Annotated in this window: 27 protein-coding genes; 17 read left to right on the forward strand and 10 right to left on the reverse strand. The window is 71.7% G+C overall.

The genetic code is table 11. The annotated features are described in order from the left end of the window. The first annotated feature begins 4 nt into the window (after positions 1–4). The 4 genes from OG897_RS18305 to OG897_RS18320 all read left to right on the forward strand — a co-directional run bounded on the left by OG897_RS18305 (position 5) and on the right by OG897_RS18320 (position 4,150). Positions 5–934, forward strand: coding sequence for a branched-chain amino acid ABC transporter permease (locus tag OG897_RS18305; protein WP_266658133.1), 930 nt, complete (start codon positions 5–7; stop codon positions 932–934). Positions 935–1,014: 80 nt separating this feature from the next. Next, positions 1,015–2,646 carry a branched-chain amino acid ABC transporter permease gene (locus OG897_RS18310; RefSeq protein WP_266660275.1) on the forward strand — a complete coding sequence of 544 codons (1,632 nt, stop codon included), beginning with the start codon at positions 1,015–1,017 and terminating at the stop codon, positions 2,644–2,646. Then, positions 2,643–3,437 carry an ABC transporter ATP-binding protein gene (locus OG897_RS18315; RefSeq protein ID WP_266658134.1) on the forward strand — a complete coding sequence of 265 codons (795 nt, stop codon included), beginning with the start codon at positions 2,643–2,645 and terminating at the stop codon, positions 3,435–3,437. Before OG897_RS18310 ends, OG897_RS18315 begins: the two co-directional genes overlap by 4 nt. Continuing rightward, on the forward strand, positions 3,434–4,150 hold the full coding sequence (locus tag OG897_RS18320; RefSeq protein ID WP_266658135.1) for an ABC transporter ATP-binding protein: 717 nt from the start codon (positions 3,434–3,436) through the stop codon (positions 4,148–4,150). The genes OG897_RS18315 and OG897_RS18320 overlap by 4 nt, the downstream gene beginning before the upstream one ends. Here the strand turns inward: OG897_RS18320 and OG897_RS18325 are convergent. The 4 genes from OG897_RS18325 to OG897_RS18340 form a co-directional block, all read right to left on the reverse strand. Then, positions 4,132–5,601: a DNA-3-methyladenine glycosylase 2 family protein gene (locus tag OG897_RS18325; RefSeq protein WP_266658137.1), complete on the reverse strand. Its 1,470-nt coding sequence runs from the start codon at positions 5,599–5,601 to the stop codon at positions 4,132–4,134. The two genes, OG897_RS18320 and OG897_RS18325, sit on opposite strands and share 19 nt — an antisense overlap. A 140-nt stretch (positions 5,602–5,741) precedes the next feature. Beyond that, positions 5,742–6,857, reverse strand: a complete 1,116-nt coding sequence (gene rsgA / locus OG897_RS18330; RefSeq protein ID WP_266658139.1) for a ribosome small subunit-dependent GTPase A — start codon at positions 6,855–6,857, stop codon at positions 5,742–5,744. A 366-nt stretch (positions 6,858–7,223) separates the two neighbouring features. Beyond that, positions 7,224–8,435 (reverse strand): matrixin family metalloprotease, encoded by a 1,212-nt coding sequence (locus tag OG897_RS18335; protein WP_266658141.1) that lies wholly within the window; start codon positions 8,433–8,435, stop codon positions 7,224–7,226. Between the two features lie 143 nt (positions 8,436–8,578). Further along, positions 8,579–9,121, reverse strand: a complete 543-nt coding sequence (locus tag OG897_RS18340; RefSeq protein WP_266660277.1) for a CGNR zinc finger domain-containing protein — start codon at positions 9,119–9,121, stop codon at positions 8,579–8,581. A 56-nt stretch (positions 9,122–9,177) separates the two neighbouring features. Between OG897_RS18340 and OG897_RS18345 the strand changes: the two genes are divergently transcribed. Further along, positions 9,178–10,371 carry an MFS transporter gene (locus OG897_RS18345; RefSeq protein ID WP_266658143.1) on the forward strand — a complete coding sequence of 398 codons (1,194 nt, stop codon included), beginning with the start codon at positions 9,178–9,180 and terminating at the stop codon, positions 10,369–10,371. Between the two features lie 22 nt (positions 10,372–10,393). On the opposite strand, the gene OG897_RS18350 is transcribed toward OG897_RS18345, so the two are convergent. The 3 genes from OG897_RS18350 to OG897_RS18360 form a co-directional block, all read right to left on the reverse strand. Continuing rightward, positions 10,394–11,140, reverse strand: coding sequence for a hypothetical protein (locus tag OG897_RS18350; RefSeq protein WP_266658145.1), 747 nt, complete (start codon positions 11,138–11,140; stop codon positions 10,394–10,396). Positions 11,141–11,399: 259 nt separating this feature from the next. Then, positions 11,400–12,575: an isochorismate synthase DhbC gene (gene dhbC, locus OG897_RS18355; protein WP_266660279.1), complete on the reverse strand. Its 1,176-nt coding sequence runs from the start codon at positions 12,573–12,575 to the stop codon at positions 11,400–11,402. A 199-nt stretch (positions 12,576–12,774) separates the two neighbouring features. After that, positions 12,775–13,614 (reverse strand): 2,3-dihydro-2,3-dihydroxybenzoate dehydrogenase, encoded by an 840-nt coding sequence (locus tag OG897_RS18360; protein WP_266658147.1) that lies wholly within the window; start codon positions 13,612–13,614, stop codon positions 12,775–12,777. Positions 13,615–14,036: 422 nt separating this feature from the next. Between OG897_RS18360 and OG897_RS18365 the strand changes: the two genes are divergently transcribed. Together OG897_RS18365 and OG897_RS18370 are read left to right on the forward strand one after the other, a co-directional pair. After that, the gene (locus OG897_RS18365; RefSeq protein ID WP_266658149.1) at positions 14,037–14,687 is read left to right on the forward strand and encodes a cyclopropane-fatty-acyl-phospholipid synthase family protein; all 651 of its coding nucleotides are present in this window, start codon (positions 14,037–14,039) and stop codon (positions 14,685–14,687) included. 205 nt (positions 14,688–14,892) lie between these two features. Next, positions 14,893–15,555, forward strand: a complete 663-nt coding sequence (locus tag OG897_RS18370) for a phosphotransferase family protein (RefSeq protein WP_266658151.1) — start codon at positions 14,893–14,895, stop codon at positions 15,553–15,555. A gap of 127 nt (positions 15,556–15,682) precedes the next feature. Here OG897_RS18370 and OG897_RS18375 read toward each other — a convergent pair whose 3' ends face one another. Beyond that, positions 15,683–16,678 (reverse strand): NAD-dependent epimerase/dehydratase family protein, encoded by a 996-nt coding sequence (locus OG897_RS18375; protein ID WP_266658153.1) that lies wholly within the window; start codon positions 16,676–16,678, stop codon positions 15,683–15,685. Between the two features lie 222 nt (positions 16,679–16,900). Here OG897_RS18375 and OG897_RS18380 point away from each other — a divergent pair, with 222 nt between their 5' ends. Further along, on the forward strand, positions 16,901–17,296 hold the full coding sequence (locus OG897_RS18380; protein WP_266658155.1) for a VOC family protein: 396 nt from the start codon (positions 16,901–16,903) through the stop codon (positions 17,294–17,296). Here the strand turns inward: OG897_RS18380 and OG897_RS18385 are convergent. Continuing rightward, entirely contained in the window at positions 17,233–18,015 is a 783-nt protein-coding gene (locus OG897_RS18385; protein WP_266658157.1) for a helix-turn-helix domain-containing protein, read from the reverse strand. The two genes, OG897_RS18380 and OG897_RS18385, sit on opposite strands and share 64 nt — an antisense overlap. A 163-nt stretch (positions 18,016–18,178) precedes the next feature. Between OG897_RS18385 and OG897_RS18390 the strand changes: the two genes are divergently transcribed. Continuing rightward, positions 18,179–18,619, forward strand: coding sequence for a CU044_2847 family protein (locus OG897_RS18390; protein WP_266658159.1), 441 nt, complete (start codon positions 18,179–18,181; stop codon positions 18,617–18,619). Between the two features lie 185 nt (positions 18,620–18,804). Here the strand turns inward: OG897_RS18390 and OG897_RS18395 are convergent, their stop codons facing one another. Next, positions 18,805–20,025 carry a YihY/virulence factor BrkB family protein gene (locus tag OG897_RS18395; RefSeq protein ID WP_266658161.1) on the reverse strand — a complete coding sequence of 407 codons (1,221 nt, stop codon included), beginning with the start codon at positions 20,023–20,025 and terminating at the stop codon, positions 18,805–18,807. 17 nt (positions 20,026–20,042) lie between these two features. Between OG897_RS18395 and OG897_RS18400 the strand changes: the two genes are divergently transcribed. From OG897_RS18400 to cysD, 8 genes are all read left to right on the forward strand, one after another. After that, complete coding sequence (locus OG897_RS18400) at positions 20,043–21,683, forward strand: acyl-CoA dehydrogenase family protein (protein ID WP_266658163.1); 1,641 nt, start codon at positions 20,043–20,045, stop codon at positions 21,681–21,683. Positions 21,684–21,727: 44 nt separating this feature from the next. Continuing rightward, positions 21,728–22,306: a GNAT family N-acetyltransferase gene (locus OG897_RS18405; RefSeq protein ID WP_266658165.1), complete on the forward strand. Its 579-nt coding sequence runs from the start codon at positions 21,728–21,730 to the stop codon at positions 22,304–22,306. 336 nt (positions 22,307–22,642) lie between these two features. Beyond that, positions 22,643–22,726 carry a putative leader peptide gene (locus tag OG897_RS40820; RefSeq protein WP_323188103.1) on the forward strand — a complete coding sequence of 28 codons (84 nt, stop codon included), beginning with the start codon at positions 22,643–22,645 and terminating at the stop codon, positions 22,724–22,726. Positions 22,727–22,873: 147 nt separating this feature from the next. Beyond that, on the forward strand, positions 22,874–24,580 hold the full coding sequence (locus tag OG897_RS18410; RefSeq protein ID WP_266658167.1) for a nitrite/sulfite reductase: 1,707 nt from the start codon (positions 22,874–22,876) through the stop codon (positions 24,578–24,580). Beyond that, positions 24,577–24,759, forward strand: a complete 183-nt coding sequence (locus OG897_RS18415; protein ID WP_266658168.1) for a hypothetical protein — start codon at positions 24,577–24,579, stop codon at positions 24,757–24,759. Before OG897_RS18410 ends, OG897_RS18415 begins: the two co-directional genes overlap by 4 nt. Beyond that, on the forward strand, positions 24,756–25,463 hold the full coding sequence (locus OG897_RS18420) for a phosphoadenylyl-sulfate reductase (protein ID WP_266658169.1): 708 nt from the start codon (positions 24,756–24,758) through the stop codon (positions 25,461–25,463). Before OG897_RS18415 ends, OG897_RS18420 begins: the two co-directional genes overlap by 4 nt. Next, positions 25,460–26,044 (forward strand): adenylyl-sulfate kinase, encoded by a 585-nt coding sequence (gene cysC, locus OG897_RS18425; RefSeq protein ID WP_266658170.1) that lies wholly within the window; start codon positions 25,460–25,462, stop codon positions 26,042–26,044. The genes OG897_RS18420 and cysC overlap by 4 nt, the downstream gene beginning before the upstream one ends. Beyond that, positions 26,041–26,976 carry a sulfate adenylyltransferase subunit CysD gene (gene cysD / locus OG897_RS18430; RefSeq protein WP_266658171.1) on the forward strand — a complete coding sequence of 312 codons (936 nt, stop codon included), beginning with the start codon at positions 26,041–26,043 and terminating at the stop codon, positions 26,974–26,976. The genes cysC and cysD overlap by 4 nt, the downstream gene beginning before the upstream one ends. The last annotated feature ends 2 nt before the right edge of the window (positions 26,977–26,978 follow it).

Consider the following 26,978-nt stretch of genomic DNA (forward strand, 5'->3'; position numbering starts at 1 on the left):
TGCAGTGCACGAACTGCCGCAAACGCTGGCCAACGGCCTTCTGCTCGGCTCGATGTACGGGCTGATCGCCATCGGCTACACGATGGTCTACGGCATCGTCCAGCTCATCAACTTCGCCCACGGCGAGGTCTTCATGACCGGGGGCTTCGGCGCCCTCACCGCGTTCCTGATGCTGCCGAGCGGTGTGTCGTTGTGGCTGGCACTGCCGGTGATGCTGCTCGCCGCCGTACTGGTGTCGACGTCCGTGGCGGTCCTCGCGGAACGCCTCGCCTACCGGCCGCTGCGCGGCTCGTCCCGGCTGGCCCCGCTGATCACGGCGATCGGCCTGTCGATCGCCATCCAGCAGATGGTGTGGGCCTGGTACCCGGACGCCAAGCAGGCCCGCACCTTCCCTCATCTGCCGGGCGGTCCCTACGCGTTGGGGCCGGTCACCATCCAGACGGGGGACGTCTTCCTGGTGGTGGCGGCCGTCCTGTCCATGCTGGCGCTGATGTGGTTCGTCCGCGGCACCCGCACCGGACGCGCCATGCAGGCCACCGCGCAGGACCCGGACACCTCGCGGCTGATGGGCATCAACACCGACCGGATCATCGTCACCGCGTTCGCCATCGGGGCGGCCTTCGCCGCGCTGGCGGCCGTGGCGCACGGGCTGCGGTACGGGCAGGTGGACTTCCGGATGGGCTTCATCACCGGCCTGAAGGCGTTCACGGCGGCCGTGCTGGGCGGCATCGGCTCGATCCAGGGCGCGATGCTGGGCGGCCTGGCACTGGGTCTGGCGGAGGCACTGGCCTCCGGTTACGTGAAGTACCTGCCGGGGCTTGAGCTGTTCGGAGGTGGGGCGTGGGCGAACGTGTGGGCGTTCGTGCTGCTGATCGTGGTGCTGCTGATCCGGCCGCAGGGCCTGTTCAGCAAGCTCACGGCGGACAGGGCGTGAAGGGGATGGACACGGTGACCGGACTGACCAGGACGACCCCGGCGACCCCGGCGACCGCCGTCGCGGCGGAGGCTTCCCCCGTGCGGCCGGTGTCGCTGGGCCGCGCCCTGACCGCGCTCGGCTCCGTGCTCACCTCCGGTTCCGCTTTCGTGGCGTGGACGTGGACGCGGGAGTTCCCCGGCGACCTCACGGTCGACGGATGGCCGGGCGGGCTCCAGGTGCTCACGCTGGTGTCCGGGCTGCTGACGGTGCTGGGTGCGCTCGGCGCGTACGGGATCAGGGGCTTCCGGTGGGCGGTGCCCGCCGGGGCGACGGCGGCGCTGCGGCTGTTCGCGCTGGGTGGTCTCGCCGTCACGTGGTTCACGGTCGGGGCGATCTCCTGGACGCTGGGCGGGGCGGTGAACGTGGTGCCCGGCGGCTGGTTCGCGGCGGTCGCTTCGGCGGTGCCGGTGGTGGGGGCGTTCCTGCTGCCGCCGGACAGACGGCAGCTCGACACCTGGCGTCAACTGCCCTCCTGGGTGGAGCTGTTGCTGATCGTCGCGGCCGCCGGGGTCGGGCTGCTGGTCTTCACGTACGGCATCGGGACGGAGGGCGAGCTGTTCGCCGGGTTCCTGATCACGGCCGGTTTCGCGGCGGCCGGGCTCGCCAGGGCGGGGCTGCTCGCGCGGTTGACGGGGCTGACGGCCCGGCACCGTACAGCGGCGGCCGGGGCGGCGCTCGTGGCGGCCGTCGCGTTCCCGTTCACCGGGTCCGACGAGACGTACATGTCGGTGGGCGTCAACATCCTGATCTTCGCGACGGTGGCGCTCGGCCTGAACGTGGTCGTCGGTCTCGCCGGGCTGCTCGACCTCGGGTACGTCGCCTTCCTCGGCGTCGGCGCGTACACGGCGGCCCTGGTGTCCGGGGCGTCCGCTTCGGCTCTTGGCTTCCAACTCCCCTTCTGGGCCGCCGTATTGGCGGGCGGCTTCGTGTCGATGCTGTTCGGCCTGCTCATCGGTGCGCCGACGCTGCGGGTGCGGGGCGACTACCTGGCGATCGTGACGCTGGGCTTCGGCGAGATCTTCCGCATCGCCGTCAACAACCTCGACGGGGTCTCGGGCCCCGACATCACGGGCGGCCCCGGCGGCATCCCCAACATCCCCGACCTCTCCCTCTTCGGCTTCGACTTCGGCGCGAGCCACGTCGTCGCCGGGGTGGAGCTGGGCCGCTTCGCCAACTACTTCCTGCTGATGCTGCTGGTCACCGCCCTGGTGGTGGTCGTCTTCCAGCGCGTCGGGGAGTCGCGGACCGGGCGGGCGTGGATCGCTATCCGGGAGGACGAGACGGCGGCGACCGCGATGGGCATCAACAGCTTCAAGCTGAAGCTGGTCGCGTTCGCGCTGGGCGCGGCGCTGGCCGGAGTCGCGGGAACGGTGCAGGCACACGTGTCGTACGCGGTGGTGCCCGACCCGTACCAGTTCGCGGGCGCGGTGCCGCCCAACTCCGCCTTCCTGCTCGCCGCGGTCGTCCTCGGAGGCACCGGCACGGTGGCGGGGCCGCTGATCGGGGCGGCGCTCCTCTACCTCATCCCGATGAAGCTCCAATTCATGCAGGACTACCAGCTGATGGCGTTCGGCATCGCGCTGATCCTGCTGATGCGGTTCCGGCCGGACGGGCTCGTCGCGGACCGCAGGAAGCGCATGAACCACGACGCGGCGGGAGCGCACGCATGAGCGGCACGAGCGACCAGTACGTACTCGACGCGACCGGCGTCACCATGCGCTTCGGCGGGCTGACCGCCGTGCGCGGGGTGGACCTGAGGGTCGGCAACGGGGAGATCGTCGGCCTGATCGGGCCGAACGGCGCGGGCAAGACCACCTTCTTCAACTGTCTGACCGGCCTGTACGTCCCGACCCGGGGCACGGTCCGCTACCGGGGCACCGTCCTGCCGCCCAAGCCCCACCTGGTCACGAAGGCGGGCATCGCCCGCACCTTCCAGAACATCCGGCTCTTCGCCCACATGACCGTCCTGGAGAACGTCCTCGTGGGCCGCCACACCCGCACCAAGGAGGGCCTGCTGTCGGCTCTCGTACGAGGTCCGGGATTTCGGCGGGCGGAGGCCGAGTCACACGAACGCGCCCTGGAACTCCTGCACTTCACCGGTCTTGCCGCGAAGGCCGACCACCTCGCCCACAATCTCCCCTACGGCGACCAGCGCAAGCTGGAGATCGCCCGCGCCCTCGCGAGCGACCCGGGACTGCTGCTCCTCGACGAACCGACGGCGGGGATGAACCCCCAGGAGACGCGCACCACCGAGGAGTTGGTGTTCGCGATCCGGGACACGGGCGTCGCCGTCCTCGTCATCGAGCACGACATGCGCTTCATCTTCAACCTCTGCGACCGGGTCGCCTGTCTGGTCCGCGGCGAGAAGCTGGTCGAGGGCACGGCGGATGTCGTACGGGGCGACGAACGCGTCGTCGCCGCCTACCTGGGCACCACGGAAACGGAAGGGGCCACCGCGTGAGCGCGCTGCTGGAGGTCGAGGACCTCCGCGTCTCGTACGGCAAGATCGAGGCCGTGAAGGGGATCTCGTTCCGGGTGGACGAGGGCCAGGTCGTCACGCTGATCGGCACGAACGGTGCGGGCAAGACGACCACCCTGCGCACCCTCTCGGGGCTCCTGAAGCCGTCCGGCGGGCAGGTGGTCTTCGACGGGAAGCCGCTGTCGGGGATCCCCGCGCACAGAATCGTGTCGCTCGGGCTCGCCCACTCCCCCGAGGGACGGCACATCTTCCCGCGCCTCACCATCACCGAGAATCTCCAGCTCGGAGCGTTTCTGCGCAACGACAAGGCGGGCATCGAGAAGGACATCCAACGGGCCTACGACCTCTTCCCCATCCTGGGCGAACGACGGAAGCAGGCGGCGGGCACCCTCTCCGGCGGTGAGCAGCAGATGCTGGCGATGGGACGGGCGCTGATGTCCCGGCCCAAGCTGCTGATGCTCGACGAGCCGTCGATGGGCCTCTCCCCGATCATGATGCAGAAGATCATGGCGACGATCGCGGAGCTCAGGTCGACGGGTACGACGATCCTGCTCGTCGAGCAGAACGCGCAGGCCGCGCTCTCGCTCGCCGACCACGGGCACGTCATGGAGATCGGGAAGGTCGTCCTGTCGGGGACGGGCGAGCGGCTGCTGCACGACGCGTCGGTGCGCAAGGCTTACTTGGGCGAGGACTGACCGCACGGGGGCCTTGGCGTCGAGGTCACGGTGCTGGTGCGGGCCGTGTGGGGGGCGAGGCGGCCGGGGTTCAGGGCCAGGTGCCGGGTGGCGTACGAGCGCCAGGGCCGCCAGGTCTCGTCGTCCGGTCCTTCGGGGAGCGCCACGTCCGGGTCGCCCAGGGCACGCATGCGGATCAGTGCCGCACTCCGGGTGTCCAGGTCCGGCAGTGCGGCGAGCGCGCGGGCCGTCTCCTCCCGGTCGGCCCCGGGGTCCAAGCGTACGGTACCGAGCGCGAGCGCGGTGGCCAGTGGCCCGGCGTCGGGCTCCCCGGTCAGGGCGCCTGGGGTCGGGAAGAGCAGGTCGAGGGTGCCGCAGGGGTTGGGGTGCGGGGTGCCGTACGACTCGACCAGCTCGGCGGCGCGGTCCCGGCCGACCCGGAGCCGTATCGCGCACTCGTCGGGGTCGGCGGTGCCGGGCGAACGGAGGCCGGGGCGGGCCTCGACGAGGTGGGTGAGGCGAGGGTCGGTACCGAGGCGCTCGTCGACGGCGTACGGATCCGAGTCGAGGTCGAACAGGCGGCGGACCCGCTGGACGGCGGTGGTGAGGTCGCGGAGGTCGGAAAGGGTGATGCGGGCGTCGAGCCAGCCGGGGTGGGGGGCCTCGTCGACGGAGACGGTGCCGGTGCCGTGGGGGAGGCGGAGGGTGCGGCGGTAGGTGCGGTTGCCGGGGGTGCCCAGCACCTCTTCGACGCGGGGGACCGACTCCGCTTCGAGGAGGTCGAAGGTCTCGCGGGCGGCGTAGGGGCCTCGGTAGGCGAGGCGGAGGGGGATACCGGCGGCGAGGGGGGCTCCGCTCGCGGTGCGGGCCGGGGCGGGCGGGGTGGCCGGGCCGGAGGGCGCGAGGCGGGTGGCGGGTTCGGTGCGGAGAGTGGTGGGGGTGCGGGCGTAGATCGTGCGGATGGTGTCGTTGAACTGGCGGACGCTCGCGAAGCCCGAGGCGAAGGCGATGTCCGTGACGGGCAGCGGGGTCGTCTGAAGGAGGACGCGTGCGGTGTGGGCGCGCTGCGCGCGGGCCAGGGCGATCGGGCCCGCGCCCAGTTCCGCGGTGAGCTGGCGCTGGACCTGGCGGACGCTGTAGCCGAGGCGTCCGGCCAGGCCGGGCACGCCCTCGCGGTCGACCACCCCGTCCGCGATCAGCCGCATCGCCCGCCCCACCGCGTCCGCCCGCACGTTCCAGTCGGGGGAACCCGGCACCGCGTCCGGACGGCAGCGGCGGCAGGCCCGGAAGCCGTTGCCCTGGGCGGCGGCGGCCGTGGGGAAGAAGCGGACGTTCGCACGCTTCGGGGTGACGGCCGGGCAGCTCGGTCGGCAGTAGATGCCGGTACTCGTCACGGCGAAGAAGAAGACCCCGTCGAAACGGGCGTCGCGGCTGCTCACGGCCTCGTAGCGGGTGTCGTCGTCGGCGCTCATGCCCTCCAGTGTGCGCCGTCCACCGGCCCCGGACTCGCGGGATTCGGACAGGGAGTCCGGGACCGATGACAGGGCCGCCTCACACCTCCGGAAGCGCCGACCCACCGACTAGCCGACTCACCGACTAGCCGACCCACCGACTAGCGGACGCGCTGCCCGCGCTTGATGGCCCCGTTGGTCCGGCCCTCGGCGCCCATCTGCTTCCAGTTGCGCAGCATCTCCTTGCGCACCCGGGCGTCGGTCTTGGCGACGATGCGCTGGTTCTCGCGCATCAGCTTGCGCCAGCTCTCCAGCCGCCGCTCGGGCAGCGACCCGTCCTCGATGGCCGTGCGCACGGCACAGCCCGGCTCGGACTCGTGCCCGCAGTCGTGGAACCGGCAGTCGTCGGCCAGCTCCCGGATCTCCGAGAAGACCTGGCCGACCCCGGCCTCGGAGTCCCACAGCCCGACGCCGCGCAGCCCGGGGGTGTCGATGAGGACTCCCCCGCCCGGCAGCGCGAGCAGGTTGCGGGTGGTGGTGGTGTGCCGCCCCTTGCCGTCGACGTCACGGGCGGCCTGCACCTCCATCACGTCCCTGCCCAGGAGGGTGTTGGCGAGGGTGGACTTGCCCGCCCCGGACACCCCGAGCAGCACACTCGTACCCCCGGCGACGACGGCGCCGAGAACGTCCACGCCCACCCCGGTGGCGGAGCTGACGGGCAGCACCTGGACGCCGGGCGCCGTGGTCTCGACGTCCTCGACGAGGTACGAGAGCCCGGTGGCGTCCGGGACGAGGTCCGCCTTGGTGAGGACGACGAGGGGCCGCGCCCCCGACTCCCACGCCAGGGCGAGGAAGCGTTCGATACGCCCGAGGTCCAGCTCGACGGCGAGCGAGACCGCGATGATCGCGTGATCGACGTTGGCCGCGAGGATCTGCCCCTCGGACCGCTGGGAGGAGGTGGACCGCACGAACGCGGTCCTGCGCGGCAGCAGCGCACGGATGAGCTGCGGGTCACCGGCGGGTTCGACCGCGGCCCAGTCGCCGGTGCAGATGATCCGCAGTGGGTCGTGCGGGGTGACCAGAGCGGTGTCGGCGCGGATCAGACCGTCGGTGGTGACGACGTCGGCCTGCCCACGGTCCACTCGTACGACACGCCCGGGCAGCAGCCCCTGCTCGGCGTACGGAGCGAACTCGGCTTCCCACTGCGCGTCCCAGCCGTACGGCGAAAGCGGGTGCGCGGAAGTGGCGGAAGCCTGCGGAGAAGAAGAAAAAGACAAGGTGGGACCCTTCACAGGGATGGCCCCGGCACCGCGTTCACGGACGCGGAAAGAGTGGTGGTCAGCCGGAGGCCACGGAGGTGGTGGAGCGGACGAGCCTGTGAGTGCGCGCGGCACCCATGACGACGACGGCAGCCATCGGGCCCACCTCCTGCCTTGCTACGACGGAACAACCCGGCAGCGGAGAGCGCCGCCGGAGGAACGAGGTGAACCATAACCACGCTCCCCGGCAGCGCACCACCGATTAATTCCGCCTCCGGTCAATTCCACCTCCGACCGGCATGCCGCCGGACGGACGAAACTTCCTCCACGTGAAGCTGCGTGCCGCGCCCCTCGGTTCGGGGCGGAATCAGCGGTGGGCGATGGTCAGCGGTGGGCGATGCTGTAGTTGCCGCTGCCCGTCTTGTCGTGGCTGCCGCCCGCCGGGCAGACGCCCGACGTTGCGTGGCCGCCGTAGGCCAGACCCTGGCACTTGCGGCACCAGCGCCAGTTGTCCTGTTGGCCGGGCGGGTTGCCCGCCGAGAACGGGAGGCTGTAGTTGCCGCTGCCGGTCTTGTCGTGCGCGCCGCCGGACGGGCAGACCGGGCCGGGGTTGCCGCCGAAGTGCAGGCCCTGGCACTTGCGGCACCAGCGCCAGTCGCGCTGCCAGCCGGGGGTGACGGCCATGTTGTGGGCGAGTACGTAGTTGCCGCTGCCCGCCTTGGTGTGGCCGCCGCCCGCAGGACAGACCGGGTTCGCGTTGCCGCCGAAGAACATGCCCTCGCACTTGCTGCACCAGCGCCAGTCCGCCTGGTGCGGGTAGAGGGCGCGCGCGCCGTTGATGTCGTCGGCGGTGAGGGCGCGTTTGGTGAAGTTGGCGGAGACGGTCGGGAACATGACCGAGCCCGCCACGCTGGAGTGGCCGAGGCCGATGATGTGGCCGATTTCGTGCAGGGCGACGGTCTCGACGTCGAAGCCGCCCGGGACCGCGCCGATCGTCCACAGGTGTTCGGTGTCGTCGAAGTGGACGGGTTTGGGGAGGGAGTTGGTGACGACGGAGCAGCCCGGCGGGAAGTCCGCGTGGGCGAGGACGCCGCCGACCATGCTGTGGTCGGGGTCGTTCGCCGGTCGCCAGCCGACCCGGATGTCGGGCGCGGAGACGGTGGAGACCTCGGCGAAGATCAGCGGCACGACCGCGGACCAGGAGCGGAATGCGTTCCGTACGGCGATGAATTCGTCGGCGCAGTCCGCGGTTCCGGTGTCGAGGGCGAATTTCAGGCTCCATTTCTTCCAGGAGCACTGGGTCGCGAAGTCGATTCCGTGATCGAGGTCGGGCAGGGCGCAGCGTGCTTGCGTCATGGCCTGCTGGGTGGAATCGTCGAAGATCCCCGTTGGCGTGACGTTGTTGAAGCTCTGGTACTTCTGAAGCGCGGCGGACGTTTGCTCGTCCAGCTCTTCGGGCTGGTAGGCGGCCTCTTCGAGGTATCCGAACCGTACGAGGAAATTCTGTACGAGTTCGAGTCCTGGGCTGCTCTCGCCGGTCTTGGTCGGCTGGACGGCGGCTATTCCCGCAAAGGGCGCAACTGATTCTTTGGCCATGACTTCCCCCTGTGGGTGCCGGCCTGCTGCTTTCGGAGTGCTGCTCGCTGAATTCGGAAACTACTCCGCTGGGGCGTGCGGTCAACGGGAGCGTACGGAATGACGAGAAGAATTACGCATGTCCGCATGTACGGAGGGGGGCGTCAGCCCCGTTCGGGTTCCCGCGCTCTGCGGTGCGCAGCCACGCGCTCCCTCGTCGCGCAGCGCCGCGAGCAGTAGCGGCGTTCGGGCCCGCTGCCGTGGGCGAGGTAGACATGCGGGCAGGGCGGGGAGGCGCAGAGGCCGCCCGGGGGTTCCTGCCGGTCCCAGAGCAGCACGGTGAGGGCGAGGGTGGAGGAGGCCAGGAACCATTCGCCCCACGGCGCTTCGTCGTCACTGTCCAGGTGCGGGTGCCAGCCGCTGGCGCCGTCGTGCGAGGTGAGGCGCAGCCGTCCCGGGGCACCGCTCAGCAGGCCGTTGAGGGTGGCGGCGGCGGTGTCGGCGTCCGTGGCGGCGAAGACCTCGCGCAGCTGGAGGGCGGCGGCCCGCAGGTCGGCGAGGTCGGCGACGGTGAGGTCGAGGGGGCTCAACTCCCCGTGTTCGAGAAGTAGTTCACTGACGAAGGTGAGGGCCGAGGCATCCTCCTCCCGTTCACACAGGACGTTGATCAGGGCCACGGTCCGTCGGGCGGTGCGCAGGGACAGCATCCGCTGAATGTAACGCAACTAGCGCACCTTTGCGTTACGTGCCTAACGTGCTCGGCATGCCGAAGCCATCCGCACAGGGGCTCTACGTGACCGGGGCGGCCCTCGCCCGCACCGGGGACGAGATGTCGGGCCCCGCCCTCCTGCTGCTCGCCCTCGCCGTCACGGGTTCGGCGTCGTCGGCCTCCTCGCTCCTCGCGGCGCTGACGGTGGCGGCGGCGCTGGGAGGCCCGCTGTTCGGTGCGCTGCTCGACCGGGCCCGCCGCCCCGGCCGCCTGCTCGCCGGGGCGCTCGCGCTCTACGCGGCGGCCCTGATCGTGATGCTGCTGGCACTGGGCCGGGCGCCGGTGGGTGTCGCGTTGGTCGTCGCGGTCGGGGCGGGGCTGCTCGGCCCGGCGTTGTCGGGCGGCTGGACGTCCCAACTCCCCCATGCTGTACGGGAGTCCGACCTACCTCGGGCGAACGCACTGGACGCCATGACGTTCGACGCGGCGAGCCTGGCGGGGCCCGCGCTGGCGGGCGGGGTCGCGGCGCTGGCCGGGGCGCGGGCCGGGGTGGCGGTGTCGGCGGCGCTGATCGCTGCGGCGCTCCCGGTGGCGTGGCGGCTGCGGACCCCCGGGGAGCGGGATCGGGTGCGGGAGCGGGAGGCGCGGGAGTCCGTCAGCTCAGGGGTCGCGGCCGGATTCCGGGTCCTCATACGCAGCCGGGCTCTGGCCCGTGCGACGGTCGCGTCCGTACTGTCCTGTGCGGGTGAGGGAGTTTTCGTCGCGGTGACGCCGCTGCTCGGGGCCCTGTCGCTCGGTGGCGCGCACCACGGGGCGCTGCTGCTGAGTGTCTCCGCCACCGGCGCGTTGGCCGCGAACGCGGTGCTCGCCCGCAGTCCTCTTCTCGTACGCCCCGACGCGGCACTCGGTCCGTGCACGGCGCTGCTGGCGGTGGCGATGCTGCTCGCGGCGACCACGCGGCCGGTACTCGTCCTCGTGGGGGCGGCGCTGACCGGGTGTGCGGTGGGGCCGCAGCTCACCGCGTTGTTCGCGATACGTCATCGGGAGGCGCCGGAGCGGCTGCGCGGCCAGGTGTTCACGACCGGGGCGAGCCTCAAGATCACCGGCTTCGCGCTCGGCGCGGCCCTCGCCGGGCCGCTCGCCGCGCGGTCCGTCCCGGCGGCGCTGCTGGCCGCCGCCGGGTTCCAGGTCCTGGCCGCGCTGGTCTGCCGACTCGTACGGGTCGGAGGTTACAGGTGTCAGAGGTGACGGGTGTCAGAGATGACGGGTGTCAGAGATGACGGGTGAGGACCTGGGCCACGGTGTCGAGCGCGGTGTGCAGTTCGAGGTGGTCGTGGGCCTCCAGGGTGGTGTCCAGGAGAGGGTTGTCGGAGGTGAGGGTGGTCAGCCCTGTGCCTTCCTCGCTGCCGATGCGGGCGGAGAGTGTTTCGCCGTTCTGGAGGGTGAGAGTGATCGTCGCGCCGGTGGGCAGCGGCTGGAGGAAGGCGATCTCGGCGTCGGTACGGCCGGTCTGCGCGCCGAGACGGCGGGCGGTGCTGCGGGAGGCTCGGTAGACGTGGGAGTGGTGCAGGGCGATCTGGAGCCGGTCGGAGAGTTCCTCGGCGGTCTCCTCGCGGTCCGCGTCGGCGAGTTCGTCGAGGAGGAGGGCGGCGATGGAGCGGTACGCGATGGCGAGCTGCCAGCAGACGGTGGTGAGCGGGCCCGGGTCGTGGGTGTCCTGGACCAACGGGCCGAACGCGTCCTCGGCCTGCCGCGCCACCGGCTCGACGGCCTCCGCGCCGACCCGCTCGGGGCGCTGTGCGGGTACGGCGTCGGGGTCGCGCCAGTCGATGCCGCGGGCGGTGAGGTCGGCGTAGACGGCGTCGCGGTCGGCGCCCGAGACGGAGGCCAGCTCGACGACGTTGCGGGTGCCGGTGCGCCAGGCGCGTTCGATGAGCTCGGCGCGGTTGGCGTCCGTGCTCTGGCTGAGGGCGGCGAGGGCGTTCAGTCGGTCGGAACCCATATCAGATGCGTTCATAACGGTCACGGTAGGGGCGATGGGGTGCCGGGCGCGGCATCACCACACCGCAGGGCCCGCGTGGCGGGGCGTGCGGTGCGGTGACGCCGCAGGGTGGGCCCGTCGCCGCCACGGCGGACCCGGCACGGGAGCTCTCCCGGAGACTCCCGTGGGTCCGGGGGGTAGAGGGGCGCGGGGAACTGCGCATCCCGCCGAAGGCGGGCCGGGGGGCCCGGGGGCGGAGCCCCCGGCAGTAGCCCCAGCCACACCCACCCGCCCCCTAGTCAGCCCCCACCGCGTGCAGGAACGTGCGGAACTTGGCGCCCGTCTCCGCCGTCTCCGCCTCCGGCTCGGAAGCGGCGACGACCCCCGCCCCCGCATACAGCCGCAGCGTCCGCTCCTCCGCCTCCGCGCACCGGATGGTCACGACCCACTCGCCGTCGCCGTCCGCGTCCCCCCACCCGATCATCCCGGTGAAGAACCCCCGGTCGAACGGCTCGGTCTCTGCGATGACCTGACGTGCCGTCAGCGTCGGCGTCCCGCACACCGCGGGCGTCGGGTGCAGCGCCGAAGCCAGCTCCAGCGCGGACGCCGCCCCCTCCTCGGGGAGGATGCCGGTGACCGTCGTGGACAGGTGCCACATGGTGGCCGTACGTATCAGCGTCGGCTTCGCCGGAACGTCCAGCGTCACGCAGTACGGCGCGAGCGCTCCGTGCACCGCGTCCACCACCACCGCGTGCTCGTGCAGATCCTTGGCGGAGGCGAGCAGCGCCGCCGCCCGCCGGACGTCCTCGGCGAGGTCCTCGCTGCGCGGCGTCGATCCGGCCAGCGGGTTCGCCACGACCTTGTTGCCGCGCCGCGAGACGAGGAGTTCGGGGCTGGCCCCGAGAAGGGTCCGCCCGGCCCCGGTCCGCACGGCCCCGTCCGCCTCGACCCCGGTGGGCAGTGCGAACGTGTACCCGGACGGGTCGCGCCGCGCCAGCCGCTGGAGCATCACCGGCAGGTCGAGCGGGGCGTCAGCCGTGAGCTCCAGCGTCCGCGCCAGCACCACCTTGCTGAACTCGCCGCGCCACATGCGGTCCACGACGGCGGCGACCCCCGCCCCGTACACCTCGGGCTCCGGAACCGGCCGTACGTCCCACTCGGTGGCCGCGGGCAGGTCCGCGGGCAGCGCGATCAGCGGGTCGGTGGCGAGCGGCGGCGCGTCCTGGACGAACTCCGGTACGGCGAGCGCCGCGGGCGCGTTCTGGTCGAAAGGCACCGCGCCGATGACGACCGGGCGGGGCTGCCCGTCGCGCCGCGCGGCGGCCAGCGTCTCGGCGACGCGTTCGCTCAACGGAGCTTCGCCGTGCGGGACTTCACGCGCGGGACCGTCGGACAGCAGGGTCCGCGTCGGCGTGGCGAGGAAGCGCGCGCCGGGGGTGTACGCGTCCAGCAGCGAGGTGGCGGCGCCCACGGCGGGGTGCGCCGCTTCGGCGGTGCGGCTGCCGCGCGGGGCCGGGACAGCGGCCGGAACGGTGGCGGTGGCGACTTCGGGGGCCGTCGACACGGTGTCCACGGGTTCTCCAATGCTCGTGAGGATGTGGGGGCGGAGCCAGAGGGGAAAGGCGTCGGGAGGGAGTTCGGGAGCGGAGGGGAATTCGGGAACGGAACGGTCAGCGCAACGTCGCGCCGCCGTCGACGTAGATGTCCTGCATGGTGATGTGCCGCGCCCGGTCGGAGGCGAGGAAGAGCACCGCGTCCGCGATGTCCTCCGGCTGTGCGATCCGGCCGAGCGGTATGCCGTTCTTGTACGACGCCAAGTCGCCCTCGATCAGGGCGCGTTCGGCATCGGAGCGCCCCTCTCCCATGCTGCGCAGCATGGGAGTGTCGGTGGAGCCGGGGGCGACGACGTTGCAGCGGACGCCGCTGCGGGCGACCTCCAGACCGAGGCACTTGGTGAACATGGCGGCGGCCGCCTTGGAGGCGGCGTACGCGGCCATGCCGGTGCGGGGTATCCCGGCGGCGTTGGAGGCGACGGTGACGATGCACCCCTTGCGGCGCTCCGTCATGCGGGCGGCGGCGGCCCGCGAGGTGTGGAAGACGCCGGTGGTGTTGACGGCGAAGGTGTCGGCCCAGTCCCGGTCGGTGAGTTCGACTGCCGGAGCGGTACGGAGGATTCCGGCGACGTTCACCAGGAGGTCCAGCGGGCCGAGTTCGCCCTCGACCCGGGCGACGACCGCGTCCACGGCCGACCCGTCGGTGACGTCGAGCGGGTACGCCACCGCCTTGCCCGGCCCGCCCCGGGCCGCCAGTTCCTCGGCGAGCGCCTCGACGCCCGTGGGCACCCGGTCCGTGGCGGCGACGGTCGCCCCACGCGCCACCAGGGCCCGTACCACCGCTTCACCGATGCCCTGACCCGCACCGGTGACCAGCGCGACACGTCCGGCGAATTCGCCGTGACCTGCGAACTCATCCGGTGTGGACGGTGATTGCGACGGTATGTGCTCAGGCATGCAAAATCCTCCCGGGGTTTTGTTAGGTGAGCCTAACCTAATGCACGACGAAGATCGACAGCACCTCGGCCCAACAAAAACTTAGGCTAGCCTCACCTTATGGTTACCCTGTGCGCGGAAGCCACCGAGGTCTCCGCCACCTCCGATCAACTCCCAGCCGAAAAAGCCCCGGCGGGCACTTCGGCGGACACTCCAGTCCAGCAGACACATCGGACGGAACGCCGAAAATCGCCACCCAGGATCGGAGCGGGCTCCCCCTCGCCCTGTCCGGCCTGGCCCTCGCCCTGCTCATCGCGGGCCGGTAGGGCTCTTGGTCCGAACGCCGGTTTTGCCGTTCCGGCAAGAACCTTTGCTGTGCGGGCGGGGGCGGGCGGACGCTGTCGGCACGCGGCCAGCGGACCCACTTCGCCGAAGGAGCACTCATGACGACTGTTGATGGCGCGTTGGACCCGACGGAATCCGAGGAGTTCTGGGACGGGCGTTACGCGGAGAGCGACCGCATCTGGAGCGGCGACCCGAACGTGGTCCTGGTCCGGGAGACCGCCGGGCTGACCCCGGGCCGGGCCCTGGACCTGGGCTGCGGCGAGGGCGCGGACGCCGTGTGGCTGGCGCGGCAGGGGTGGCGGGTGACGGCCACGGACATCTCCCGGGTGGCCCTGGACCGGGCCGCGCGGCACGCGGCGGAGGCGGGGGTCGCGGACCGGATCGCCTGGGAGCGGCACGAGCTCGGGAAGTCCTTCCCGGAGGGGGAGTTCGACCTGGTCTCGTCCCAGTTCCTGCACTCGCCGACGGAGTTGCCGCGCGAGGAGATCCTGCGGAGGGCTGCTTCTGCGGTGGCCCCCGGCGGGCTGCTCCTGATCGAGGGGCACTCGGGGTGGCCGTCCTGGCAGGAGAACCCGCACCCGGAGGTGCACTTGCCGTCGCCGGAGGAGGTGGTGGGCTCGCTCCGGCTGGAGGAAGGGCTGTGGGAGGTGCTCGTCTGTGCGGAGCACGAGCGGAAGCAGCTGACGCCGGAGGGCGTGGAGGGGACGCGGACGGACTCCACGGTCCTCGTGCGTAGAGCGTCCGCCTAGCGGGGGCCGGGGCGGGAGCTTCTGTGGCGGGCCGCGCCTGAGATGGACTGCGGCGGGCCGCGCCTGGGGTGGCCTGCGGCGGGCCGCCCCAGCCCCGCACCCTCGCCTCATGGGTACACAAGTTCCCCACGCACCCCTCGCACCCCGTCCCACCGGCGTCAACCTCCCGCCTCCCTTCGGAAGTGCGGCCCGTACGACCCTATTCATGAGCAAAGCTGAGCCCATGGAACTGCTGCCGCATGGATATACCAACCACACCACCCATCACGCCGGTGTCGTCACCAAGACGTACAAGGGCCGGGACGCCCAGCGCCGCATGGAGCGGGAGGCCGCCGCGCTGTGCGGGCTGGAGACGATCGGGGCGCGGTTGCCGGTGCCCCAGTTGATCGGCCTCACCGGGGAGAGCCTGAGCATGACCTTCCTGGACGGCGTCCACGGCCAGGACCTGATCGACGCCGGATGGGCGGATTCCGTACTGCACACCTGCGGAGTGGCGCTGCGCGCGGTGCACTCAGTGGACGCCGTCGAGGTGTTCCCCCGCGCCCGGCCCGGCACGGTGCTGGTGCACGGGGACTTCGGGCCGAACAACATGCTGCTCTCCGACGACGGCTCCCGCCTCACCGCACTGCTCGACTGGGAGTGGGCGCACGCGGGCGACCCGGTGGAGGACCTGGCCTGGTGCGAGTGGATCGTCCGCACCCATCACCCGGAGTGGGTACCCGCGTTGGAGGGATTCTTCGACGCGTACGGGCACCGGCCCGACTGGGAGGAGCGGCACCGGGCGATGACCGACCGGTGCCGCGAACTCGTCGACTTCCAGCCGCACCGCGTGGGGCTGCTCATCGCCACGGAGAACTGGAGGGAGTGAGCACGGGGACGGGCTGAACACGCGGACGGGCTGAACACGCGGACGGGCTGAACACGCGGACGGACTGAACGCGCGGGCGAAGTGAGCACGCGGGCGCGGCGGGCGCGGCTCACCCCGCCCGTCCCCGTCAACTGCCCAGAGCCGCCAGCACCTTCGCCTCGATGTCGGGGGCGAGGCCCACCACGGGCCGGTCCGTGCGCTGCGGGGCCACCCCGCCGAGCGTACCGAGCCACGCCCAGGTGTCGGCCACGGTCTCCGCGACCGGGCGGCACCGCAGCCCCGAGGCGACCGCCTTCGTGACGTCGGCGCGGTGGATCGCGTCGTGGTCCTCGCCCGGCGGCACCCACACCGGCAGGTCCATCCACGGCACGATGCCGTGGGAGAGGATCAACTCCGGCTCCGCCCAGCGCAGTTCGACGCCGGTCGCGCCCGTCGCCCGTACGCAGGAATCCAGCAGTTCGCCCATGGTCGCGTGCCCCTGGGGCGAGATCAGGTTGTACGGGCCGGACAGCCCCTGCTCCGCCGCGTCCAGCATCCACACCGCGAGGTCGCGCGCGTCAATGTACTGGAGGGGCAGGTCGCGGGGTCCGGGGGCCAGCACCGGGCCGCCGAGGGCGATGCGGTTCAGCCACCAGGGGAGGCGGCCGATGTTCTCGCCGGGGCCCACGATCAGGCCCGCCCTGACCAGCACGCAGCGGTCCTCGCCGAACACCTCGACGGCGGCCTTCTCCCCGCCGCGCTTGACGTGCGCGTAGCCCTCGTCGCCCGGCTCGACCAGGACGCCGTCCTCGGCCTGGTGGGCCGGGACCGGGTCGGCGTAGACCGAGCGGGACGATACGTACACGTACCGGTCGGCGTGGTCGGCGAGGAGCTGTGCCGCCTCGCGCACCGCGGCGGGCGCACCCGACCACGTATCGAGTACGACGTCCCACCGGGCACCGTCGCGGACCGCGTCGGCGAGCGCGGAGAGGTCGCCGACGCGGTCGCCGTGCAGGGCGGTGACGCCGGGCGGCGGGGCGTGGTTGCCCCGGTGGAAGACGGTCACGTCCCAGCCCCGGGCGAGCGCGTCCTCGGTGACGGCACGGCCGACGAACTCGGTGCCGCCGAGTATCAGTAGCTTCATGCGGATGATCATGCCCCGAGGGGGTGGGGAACGGCCCCTGTGGGCGCTGCGCCCACGGCGAAACGGGAGTTCCGGCGGGCGCTGCGCCCACGGCGAAACGCGTGCTCGCCACCCCTCCCCCCGGAGACTCGCAGCCCTCCCCCAGCCCCGTAACCCCGGCAGGCGGCTGCCACGTCCGATTCCTTCAAGATCCGCAGCCGTCGGGCGGGATACGTTCCCCCCATGACTCCTCGATTCGACGCCTTCGGCCTGGTCACGGCCGACCTCGCCGCCTCCCTCGCCTTCTACCGCCGACTCGGCGTCCCGGTGCCCGACGACGCCGCGTCCCTTCCGCACGTGGAGGCCGCACTGCCCGGCGGCCTGCGCATGATGTGGGACACCGAGGACGTGATGCGCTCCATCGACCCCGCGTGGCAGAAGCCGGAGGGCGGCGACCGGATCGGCCTCGCCTTCCGCTGCGACGACGCCGCCGACGTGGACGCCACGTACGACGGACTTCTCGCCGCCGGGTACACCGGCAGCATGAAGCCGTGGAACGCCGAATGGGGCCAGCGCTACGCCGTCGTGCTCGACCCGGACGGCCTCGGGGTGTCCCTGTTCGCGGACGGGCTCGCGTAGCGCTGCCGTACGAGGGCCAGGTAGGCGCGCAGCGTCATCCCGGCCAACTCCCTTGTCTCACGCGCCAGATGGGCCTGGTCCGCGCAGCCCGACCGGTAGGCCGCCTCCGCGAACGGCACTTCTTGCCGTACGAGCGCGAGGGCGCGCTGGAGCCGGAGCACCCGGGCGAGCGTCTTGGGCCCGTACCCGAAGGCGTCGAGGGAGCGCCGGTGCAGCTGGCGGGCGCCGAGCCCGACGGTTTCGGCGGCCTCCCCGACCGTCGCCCCCGCGCCGAGCCCCGTGGCGACGGCACGCATCACGGGGTCCCACGGCCCGGCTTCGGCCGCCCGGCGCAGCGCGAACTCCTCCAGTGCGCCGGTCACTTCGGGTGCGTCGGCGATCCGGCCGGTCAGCTCCCGCACGACGGCGCGCGGCCACAGCTCTTCGAGCGGTACGCGCAGATCGCGCAGCGCGTGCGCCGGTACGCCGAGGAAGGCGGACCCCGTCCCCGGGGCGAAGCGGATACCGGCGAAGCGTCCGCCGGGGCTGTCGGACGTGCCGTGGGCCCGGGTGTCGGGCCCTGCGACGATCAGCCGCCCGTCGATCAGGATCAGGTCCATGCAGCCGTCGGGCAGCACCGGGTACACCACCGCGTCGGGCGCGGGGTCGGGGTCGGCGTCGCGCCGCCAGAGGACCGCGCCGTCCAGGCGGGACGGGCGTTCCTGGTAGGTGCCGGGCATGCTTCCAGGCTACGTCGCACCTCTGCACGCCGCTCCCTCGCGCCCTCCTTCGCGCCCCCTTCGCACTGCTACTCAACGGCTGGTCCGCTGGTACTCACGCACTTCCTCAGGGACAATGCGGTGCACCTGGAACCGCACAACTCACTGGATCACGGGGGCTGTTGTGAGCGAACTGATGCAGTTCAAGACCGAGGACGGCGGGCATGTGGTCGTCGAGGTCGACCACCGCCCGCCGGGGGCGACCCTGGTCTCGCGCCGCGACAACCTGCTGGACGCCGGCCGCAACTTCGAGGACGCCCTGGCGGGCATCCGCACGGCGGCCGAGTCCGCACTGCGGACGTTCCGGGGCGGATCGCTCATGCCGGAGGGCGTCGAGCTGGAGTTCGGCGTGAAGCTGACGGGCGAGGCGGGGGCGGTAATCGCGAAGAGCTCGATCGAGGGACACATCACCGTCAAGCTCGCGTGGGGCTCGAAGGTGCTGGCGGCTCCACCGGAGGCGACGAGCACGGAGGCGACGGGCGGAACGGTCGGCGGAACGGTCGCGGCGACCCCCTCGGTGCCCGGCCCGGCGTCCCCAGGCGCTCCGGGGCCCTCCGTCCGGTAGCCGGAACCGCCTCCGCCGAGGCTCCCGCCCGGCACGTACGCGTGGACGGCCGAGGAGCCCCCCCCCCAGGGGCCCGGGGCTCCCGGTGTCGGACCGTCACGCAGTGATCCGCACCGGGAGGACCGCCCTGGACCGCACGGGCCCGGCCTGCCGGACGAGCCCTGGCCCAACCTGCGCCCCCAGCCCTACCCCTTCGACTCCCCCGGCTCCCTCTCCGCCTCCCGCACCCGCTGCGCGTGCAGCCTCCCCTTCACGTCGTCCGGCGGCAGGAACCGCGACCACCGCTCCGGGAACTCCGACGGCATGTCCGGGTTGGCCTCCGTCCACTGGCCCTCGCCGTCGTCCCCGTACTCCTCGTCGTCCTCGTCGCGGACCCAGCCCGCCTGCTGCTCCAGTTCGGCCTGCCGTGCCCGCGCTATCACCGCCGCCGCCTGCGCCGTGCGCAGCCGGTCGTTGTCGGCGCGGGCGGCGGCCGTGGCGACCGACGGCCACACCCGGTCGATGGCCGCGTTCACGGCGGCCCCCACCAGCACCGCGAACGCGGACACCCCGATCCACAGCAGTACGGCGATGGGCGCGGCCAGGGACCCGTAGATCGTCCCGCCCTCGACCGTGCTCGTGACGTAGATCCGCAGCAGGAAGCTGCCCAGCACCCACATCCCCAGCGCTATCAGCGACCCGGGCACGTCCTCCACCCAGGGCGAGCGCACCGGCACGGACACGTGGTAGAGCGTCGTCAGGAAGACCACCGACAGCACTATCACCAGCGGCCAGTACAGGAAGCTGATGACCTCCGTCCCGAACGGCACCAGCGCCACCACCCGGTCGGGGCCCACCACCATCAGCGGCAGCACCACCGCGCCGATCAGCAGCGCGACGACGTACAGCAGGAAGGCGAGCAGCCGGGTCTTGACGATCCCGCGGTGCCCGTCCAGTCCGTACATGACGGTGATCGTGTCGATGAAGACGTTGACGGCCCTCGACCCCGACCACAGGGCGATCGCGAAGCCGATCGAGATGACGTCGGGGCGGCCCTCCCGCGTCACGTCCTCCAGCAGGGGCTTGGCGAATTCGTTGACGCCCCGGTCGGAGAGGACGGCCTGCGAGGCGTTGAGGATGTTGCGCTCGATGGACTGGACGGTCTCGGTGGCCGTCCAGTCGTCGATGTAGCCGAGCAGCCCGATCAGGCCGAGGAGGAGCGGCGGCAGGGACAGCAGCGTGAAGAAGGCGGCTTCGGCGGCGAGGCCGAGGATGCGGTACTCGACGCACGAGTTGACGGTGTCCTTGAGGAGCAGCCAGGCCAGCTTCCGCTTCGACACGTTCCGGTAGAGGACCCGAGCGCGATGGAGCCGGTTCTCCTTGCGGTGTTTCCGCGGCCGTTCGGGTGTTTCTTTTGCTGGCTGCACCTCCTTACCGTAGCCGCATGGCAGCCACCACCCACACAGTCACCAATCAGGCCCCTCCCCTGGTGGGGTACGACGTATACGGCGCGGACCACGCCCTGAAGGAGGCGGTCGAACGGCATGTCGAGCCCGCTCTCCTCGACGGCGTACAGGAGGAGCTGACGGCGCTCGGCACGGCCGCCGGGTCCGCCCAGGTCCAGGAGTGGGGTGCGCTGGCGAACGAGAACCCGCCGAAGCTGCGCACCCACGACCGGTACGGGAACCGGATCGACGAGGTCGAGTTCCACCCCTCCTGGCACCGGCTGCTCGGCCACGCCGTCTCGTCAGGACTGACCGACGCGTGGGGCCGCCCGGACGGGCACGTCCGCCGCGCCGCCGGGTTCCTGGTGTGGACGCAGGCGGAGGGCGGACACGGCTGCCCGGTGTCGATGACGCACGCGGCCGTCCCCGCGCTCCGCGCCGATCCGTCGCTGGCGGCCGAGTGGGAGCCCCGTCTCACCTCCACGGTGTACGGACAGGAGCTGCTGCCCGCCGCGCGGAAGACGGGCGCCCTCTTCGGCATGGGCATGACGGAGAAGCAGGGCGGGAGCGACGTCCGGGCCAACACGACCGAGGCCCTGCCCGTCGACGGCGGCCGGGCGGGCGGGTACGTACTCACCGGACACAAGTGGTTCTGCTCCGCCCCGATGTCCGACGGCTTCCTCGTCCTGGCCCAGGCTCCGGGCGGCCTGAGCTGCTTCCTCGTCCCGCGCGTACTGGAGGACGGGACGCGCAACACCTTCCGCATCCAGCGCCTCAAGGACAAGCTCGGCAACAGGTCGAACGCGTCGAGCGAGGTCGAGTTCGACGGGACCTGGGGCCGGCTGGTCGGCGAGGAGGGGCGCGGGGTGCGCACCATCATCGGCATGGTCGCGGCGACCCGGCTCGACTGTGTGATCGGTTCGGCGGCGCTGATGCGGCAGGCGGTCGCGCAGGCCACGCACCACGCGGCGCACCGCAGGGCGTTCGGCGGCGAGCTGATCGACAAGCCCCTGATGCGCAACGTCCTGGCGGACCTGCACCTGGAGTCGGAGGCCGCCACGACGCTCGCCCTGCGCCTGGCGGCGGCGTACGACAGCGACACCGAGCAGGACCGGGCGCTGCTGCGGCTCGCGGTCCCGGCGGCGAAGTACTGGGTGACGAAGCGCTGCACCCCGGTGGCGGCGGAGGCCCTGGAGTGTCTGGGCGGCAACGGCTACGTCGAGGAGTCGGGCATGCCGCGCCTGCTGCGCGAGTCGCCGCTGAACTCCATCTGGGAGGGGTCGGGCAACGTCCAGGCCCTGGATGTGCTGCGCGCCCTCCAGCGCGAACCGATGGCGCTGAACGCGTTCCTCACCGAGGTCGGGCAGACGCGCGGCGCCGATCATCGCCTCGACGGCGCGGTCAAGGACCTCCTCACGGAGCTTGCCGACCTGGACGGCATCGAGGGCCGGGCCCGGCGGCTGGTGGAACGGATGGCACTGGTGTTGCAGGGGTCACTGCTGGTGCGCTGGGCCCCCTCGGAGGTGGCGGACGCGTTCTGCGCCTCGCGGCTCGGCGGGGACTGGGGTTCGGCGTTCGGAACGCTGCCGGGCAGCCTGGACCTGGGGGCGGTGGTGGAGCGGGCGCGGCCGGAGCTGTAGACCCGCCTGGAGGACGACGCGGAATGCGTGGTTCCCTGACCCCCATGAGCACCCTGACCGTGACCACCTGGTCCCTCGAACAGACTTCGCCCGACGATCTGAACCCGGTCCCGCCCCCGCCGGGCGACGACCTGCGGATCGTCCGGGCCGAGGTCGCATCGCCCGAACTGAGCCGCTTCCTCTACACGGCGGTCGGCGGCGACATCCGCTGGACGGACCGGCTGCCCTGGTCGTACGAGCAGTGGCGGCAGGCCGTGGACCGGCCCGGCGTCGAGACGTGGGTCGCGTACGACAGGGGCACCCCGGCCGGATACGTCGAGTTGGAGGCCCAGGACGAGGGCGCGGTCGAGATCGTCTACTTCGGGCTGATCCCGGCGTTCCGCGGCCGCCGGATCGGCGGTCACCTCCTCTCGTACGGAATCCGGCGCGCCTGGGACCTCGCCGAGCGGCACCCGGACCGGACGCCGACGAAGCGGGTGTGGCTGCACACCTGCTCCAAGGACGGGCCGCACGCGATGGCGAACTACGAGCGGCGGGGCTTCCGGCTCTTCGACACGACGGTCGAGGAGGAACCGGCCGTGGCCAATCCGGGGCCGTGGCCGGGGGCGTTTCCGGGGGCGTGAGCGGGGGCGTGAGCGGGGGGCCCTGGCGAGGTGGCTGGCGGTCGTGGCCCAGACCCGCGTGCACCGGCCGGGTGTGGCGGCGCAGCCCCGTTCCGGCGAGCAGGGAGCTCCCCGCCGGCCGTCCGTACAGCGCGGCCGACACCCGGTCCACGGCCTTCTTCAGCGGGTCCCCCCACGACCGCCCCCGGAATTCCGCGCATGTACGGGTACAGCAGGATATGACCGCCGCACGGCCGCGGAGTGACCCAGGACACACGATTTCACGATACGAGACGAAGTGGTCCACATTTTGGATAGTGGTGGACTGGCACGAGAGCCGCGTGCCACGCTTCCGTCATGTCTGCAGCTGGAGTTGCCTTGATCAGTCGACGTCACGTCGACCTCGGCCGCATGTCCAGCGCCATCTGTCCGGCCTGCTGACAGCTCAGCACTGCCGCACTTCTCGTCTTCACCCTTCCTGCTCTCCCGTGCCCCGCATGTCTGCGCACCTTCGTGCCGTTTCTGCGCGAGTGTGCAGGTCAGAGCCGCCTGCCCGCAGTCCCCCGCATGCCCGAAGGACGTACCGCCATGTCTGCCACCCCAGAGAAGCCCGCCGCGGGTGCTGCCGTCACCGCCCGCCGCAAGGCCGGACGCCACCGTGGCGAAGGCCAGTGGGCCGTAGGGCATCACACGCCGCTCAACGGCAACGAGCAGTTCAAGAAGGACGACGACGGTCTCAACGTACGGACACGTATTGAGACGATCTACTCGAAGCGCGGTTTCGACTCGATCGACCCCAACGACCTTCGCGGCCGCATGCGTTGGTGGGGTCTCTACACGCAGCGCAAGCCCGGGATCGACGGCGGCAAGACGGCGATCCTGGAGCCGGAGGAGCTGGACGACGAGTACTTCATGCTGCGGGTGCGGATCGACGGCGGGCGGCTGACGACGGAGCAACTGCGCGTCATCGGCGAGATCTCGCAGGAGTTCGCGCGGGGCACCGCCGACCTCACCGACCGGCAGAACGTGCAGTACCACTGGATCCGCATCGAGGACGTCCCGGAGATCTGGCGGCGGCTGGAAGCCGTGGGGCTTTCGACGACGGAGGCGTGCGGCGACACCCCCCGCGTCATCCTCGGCTCGCCCGTCGCCGGGATCGCCGTCGACGAGATCATCGACGGCACGCCCGCCATCGACGAGATCTACCGCCGCTTCATCGGCAACCCGGACTTCTCCAACCTGCCCCGCAAGTTCAAGTCGGCGGTCTCCGGGTCGCCGCAGCTGGACGTGGCGCACGAGATCAACGACATCGCGTTCGTCGGCGTCGAGCACCCCGAACGCGGTCCCGGCTTCGACCTGTGGGTCGGCGGCGGGCTCTCCACCAACCCCAAGCTGGGTGTACGGCTGGGGACCTGGGTGTCCCTGGAGGACGTGCCGGACGTGTACGGCGGCGTCATCGGGATCTTCCGCGACTACGGCTACCGGCGGCTGCGCAACCGCGCCCGCCTGAAGTTCCTGGTCGCGGACTGGGGCCCGGAGAAGTTCCGGCAGGTCCTGGAGGACGAGTACCTGAAGCGCAAGCTTCTCGACGGGCCCGCGCCGCAGCAGCCCAAGGGGACGTGGCGCGACCACCTCGGTGTGCACCGGCAGAAGGACGGGCGTTTCTACGTCGGCTTCGCGCCGCGTGTCGGCCGGGTCGACGGCTCCACGCTGACGAAGATCGCCGAACTGGCCGAGACGCACGGCTCCGGGCGGCTGCGCACCACCGCCGAGCAGAAGATGATCGTGCTCGACGTCGCCGAGGAGCAGGTCGAGTCGCTGGTGGCGGGACTGGAGTCGCTGGACCTGAAGGTGACGCCTTCTCCGTTCCGGCGCGGCACCATGGCCTGCACCGGCATCGAGTTCTGCAAGCTGGCGATCGTCGAGACGAAGGCGCGCGGCGCCTCGCTGATCGACGAACTGGAGCGCCGCATCCCGGAGTTCGACGAGCCGCTCACCATCAACATCAACGGCTGCCCCAACGCCTGCGCCCGCATCCAGGTCGCCGACATCGGCCTCAAGGGCCAGCTGGTCCTGGACGACGAGGGCAACCAGGTCGAGGGCTACCAGGTGCACCTGGGCGGCGCGCTGGGCCTGGAGGCCGGGTTCGGCCGCAAGGTCCGCGGCCTGAAGGTCACCGCGGCCGAACTCCCCGACTACGTGGAGCGCGTACTGACCCGCTTCCAGGAGCAGCGCGAGGACGGCGAACGCTTCGCGACCTGGGCGACGCGTGCGGCGGACGGGGACCTGTCGTGAGCGAGCGCGCGGCCCCGTTCCACTGCCCGTACTGCGGCGACGAGGACCTGCGGCCCAACGAGACCGGGCACGGGGCGTGGGAGTGCCGCGCCTGCAACCGGGCGTTCCAGCTGAAGTACCTGGGGCTGCTGTCCCGGGGCGTGACGAAGAGCAACCCGACGGAAGGGGAAGGGATATGACGGTCGTTCAGGAAGAGCGGCGGGAAGAACTGCGGGCACTCGCCGAGCAGGCCGGACGCGACCTCGAAGACGCTTCCCCGCTCGACATCCTGAAGTGGGCGACCGGCGCCTTCGGCAGCCGCTTCTGCGTGACCTCCTCCATGGAGGACGCGGTCGTCGCCCATCTGGCCTCGCGCGCCCTGCCCGGTGTCGACGTGGTGTTCCTCGACACCGGCTACCACTTCGAGGAGACCATCGGCACCCGCGACGCCGTCGACGCGGTGATGGACGTCAACGTCATCACCCTCACCCCCCGGCAGACCGTCGCCGAGCAGGACGCCGAGTACGGGCCCAGGCTGCACGACCGTGACCCGGACCTGTGCTGCGCGCTCCGCAAGGTCAAGCCCCTTGAGGACGGCCTGAGTTCGTACGACGCGTGGGCGACAGGGCTGCGCCGCGACGAGTCCCCGACCCGGGCCAACACCCCGGTCGTCGGCTGGGACGCCAAGCGCCGCAAGGTCAAGGTCTCCCCGATCGCCCGCTGGACGCAGGATGACGTCGACGCGTACGTGAGTGAGCACGGCGTCCTCACCAACCCGCTCCTGATGGACGGTTACGCGTCCGTGGGCTGCGCCCCGTGCACGCGACGGGTGCTGGAGGGCGAGGACGCCCGCGCCGGACGCTGGGCCGGACGCGGCAAGACCGAATGCGGGCTGCACGGATGACGAACCGTCAGGACGGCCGCGATGTTCAGGACGATCAGGAGACCACAGTGACCGGAGCCACCGTCTGGCTCACCGGCCTGCCCAGCGCGGGCAAGACCACCATCGCGTACGCGCTCGCCGAGAGGCTGCGCGCCCAGGGCCGCAGGGTCGAGGTGCTCGACGGCGACGAGATCCGCGAGTTCCTCTCGGCCGGACTCGGGTTCAGCCGCGAGGACCGGCACACCAATGTGCAACGGATCGGTTACGTGGCCGAACTCCTGGCCCGCAACGGCGTGTTGGCGCTCGCTCCGGTCATCGCCCCGTTCGCCGACAGCCGTGAGGCGGTGCGCAAGCGGCACCAGTCCGAGGGCACCGCGTACCTGGAGGTGCACGTCGCGACGCCCGTCGAGGTGTGCTCCGTACGCGATGTGAAGGGCCTGTACGCGAAACAGGCGGCCGGGGAGATATCCGGGCTGACCGGGGTCGACGACCCGTACGAGGCTCCGGTCGACCCGGACCTGCGCATCGCGTCACACACCCAGTCCGTCGACGAGTCCGCGACCGCGCTGCACACGCTGCTCACCGAGAGGGGTCTGGCATGACGACCGCCGCAACCACGGACGAAGGCGTCGACAGCCCCTTCGCGCTCAGCCACCTCGACTCCCTGGAGTCGGAGGCGGTGCACATCTTCCGCGAGGTGGCGGGTGAGTTCGAGCGGCCGGTGATCCTCTTCTCCGGCGGCAAGGACTCCATCGTCATGCTGCACCTGGCGCTGAAGGCGTTCGCCCCGGCGCCCGTTCCCTTCTCGCTGCTGCACGTGGACACCGGGCACAACTTCCCCGAGGTACTCGAATACCGGGACCGAGCGGTGGCTCAGCACGGGCTGCGGCTGCACGTGGCGTCCGTACAGGACTACATCGATCGCGGCGTGCTGCGCGAGCGGCCCGACGGGACGCGCAACCCCCTCCAGACGCTGCCGCTGACGGAGAAGATCCAGGAGATGCGCTTCGACGCGGTCTTCGGCGGCGGCCGCCGCGATGAGGAGAAGGCGCGCGCCAAGGAGCGGGTGTTCTCGCTGCGCGACGAGTTCTCGCAGTGGGACCCGCGCCGCCAGCGCCCCGAGCTGTGGCAGCTGTACAACGGCCGCCACGCCCCCGGCGAGCACGTCCGCGTCTTCCCGCTCTCCAACTGGACTGAGCTGGACGTGTGGCAGTACATCGCCCGCGAGAAGATCGAGCTCCCCGAGATCTACTACGCGCACGAGCGCGAGGTCTTCGCCCGCAACGGCATGTGGCTGACCGCCGGCGAGTGGGGCGGGCCGAAGGAGTCGGAGACGACGCAGACCCGGCTGATCCGCTACCGGACCGTCGGCGACATGTCCTGCACGGGGGCCGTCGACTCGGACGCGACCACGCTGGACGCCGTCATCGCCGAGATCGCCGCGTCCCGGCTCACCGAGCGGGGCGCGACCCGCGCCGACGACAAGATGTCCGAGGCCGCGATGGAAGACCGCAAGCGCGAGGGGTATTTCTAACC

This window comes from Streptomyces sp. NBC_00237 (genome assembly GCF_026342435.1).
In the GTDB taxonomy this organism is placed as follows: domain Bacteria; phylum Actinomycetota; class Actinomycetes; order Streptomycetales; family Streptomycetaceae; genus Streptomyces.

What these genes read in the sequence shown, in the direction of transcription:
- OG897_RS18370 (WP_266658151.1), top strand. Translation starts at nt 14,893, where the DNA reads ATGAGCAAAGCTGAGCCCATGGAACTGCTGCCGCATGGATATACCAAC.
- OG897_RS18350 (WP_266658145.1), bottom strand. Translation starts at nt 11,140, where the DNA reads ATGAACGCATCTGATATGGGTTCCGACCGACTGAACGCCCTCGCCGCC.
- OG897_RS18365 (WP_266658149.1), top strand. Translation starts at nt 14,037, where the DNA reads ATGACGACTGTTGATGGCGCGTTGGACCCGACGGAATCCGAGGAGTTC.
- OG897_RS18340 (WP_266660277.1), bottom strand. Translation starts at nt 9,121, where the DNA reads ATGCTGTCCCTGCGCACCGCCCGACGGACCGTGGCCCTGATCAACGTC.
- cysC (WP_266658170.1), top strand. Translation starts at nt 25,460, where the DNA reads ATGACGAACCGTCAGGACGGCCGCGATGTTCAGGACGATCAGGAGACC.
- OG897_RS18385 (WP_266658157.1), bottom strand. Translation starts at nt 18,015, where the DNA reads ATGCCCGGCACCTACCAGGAACGCCCGTCCCGCCTGGACGGCGCGGTC.
- OG897_RS18335 (WP_266658141.1), bottom strand. Translation starts at nt 8,435, where the DNA reads ATGGCCAAAGAATCAGTTGCGCCCTTTGCGGGAATAGCCGCCGTCCAG.
- OG897_RS18410 (WP_266658167.1), top strand. Translation starts at nt 22,874, where the DNA reads ATGTCTGCCACCCCAGAGAAGCCCGCCGCGGGTGCTGCCGTCACCGCC.
- OG897_RS18400 (WP_266658163.1), top strand. Translation starts at nt 20,043, where the DNA reads ATGGCAGCCACCACCCACACAGTCACCAATCAGGCCCCTCCCCTGGTG.
- OG897_RS18420 (WP_266658169.1), top strand. Translation starts at nt 24,756, where the DNA reads ATGACGGTCGTTCAGGAAGAGCGGCGGGAAGAACTGCGGGCACTCGCC.
- cysD (WP_266658171.1), top strand. Translation starts at nt 26,041, where the DNA reads ATGACGACCGCCGCAACCACGGACGAAGGCGTCGACAGCCCCTTCGCG.
- OG897_RS18360 (WP_266658147.1), bottom strand. Translation starts at nt 13,614, where the DNA reads ATGCCTGAGCACATACCGTCGCAATCACCGTCCACACCGGATGAGTTC.
- OG897_RS18380 (WP_266658155.1), top strand. Translation starts at nt 16,901, where the DNA reads ATGACTCCTCGATTCGACGCCTTCGGCCTGGTCACGGCCGACCTCGCC.
- OG897_RS18315 (WP_266658134.1), top strand. Translation starts at nt 2,643, where the DNA reads ATGAGCGGCACGAGCGACCAGTACGTACTCGACGCGACCGGCGTCACC.
- OG897_RS18375 (WP_266658153.1), bottom strand. Translation starts at nt 16,678, where the DNA reads ATGAAGCTACTGATACTCGGCGGCACCGAGTTCGTCGGCCGTGCCGTC.
- OG897_RS18405 (WP_266658165.1), top strand. Translation starts at nt 21,728, where the DNA reads ATGAGCACCCTGACCGTGACCACCTGGTCCCTCGAACAGACTTCGCCC.
- OG897_RS40820 (WP_323188103.1), top strand. Translation starts at nt 22,643, where the DNA reads ATGTCTGCAGCTGGAGTTGCCTTGATCAGTCGACGTCACGTCGACCTC.
- OG897_RS18325 (WP_266658137.1), bottom strand. Translation starts at nt 5,601, where the DNA reads ATGAGCGCCGACGACGACACCCGCTACGAGGCCGTGAGCAGCCGCGAC.
- OG897_RS18345 (WP_266658143.1), top strand. Translation starts at nt 9,178, where the DNA reads ATGCCGAAGCCATCCGCACAGGGGCTCTACGTGACCGGGGCGGCCCTC.